The organism is Vibrio sp. 10N.222.49.C9 (genome assembly GCF_041474985.1).
GTDB classification, from domain to species: Bacteria; Pseudomonadota; Gammaproteobacteria; order Enterobacterales; family Vibrionaceae; genus Vibrio; species Vibrio crassostreae_C.
On record NZ_JBFRVD010001202.1, the window covers coordinates 1 to 221 of the forward strand.

The 221-nt window shown below is 49.8% G+C and carries 1 protein-coding gene; it reads left to right on the forward strand.

From position 1 onward, the window contains the following. On the forward strand, positions 1–221 hold a 221-nt coding region (locus AB4585_RS27570; RefSeq protein ID WP_372171938.1), incomplete at both ends, for an Lrp/AsnC family transcriptional regulator.

Sequence of the window (221 nt, forward strand, 5' to 3'; positions counted from 1 at the left end):
ACAGAATATTGCAAGAGTTGAAGCGAAACGGAAAAATAGCCAATGTTGAACTGGCAGAGAAGGTAGGTTTGTCGGCTTCGGCGACATTGCGGAGAGTGCAGGATCTCGAGCGTAAAGGCATCATTAAGGGTTATCGGGTGCTTCTTGATAGTGTGCAGCTTGGCGTAGGTTTCGTGGCTTACGTGTCGATAGGGCTTTCGTCGCACAGCAAGAAGGCCCAA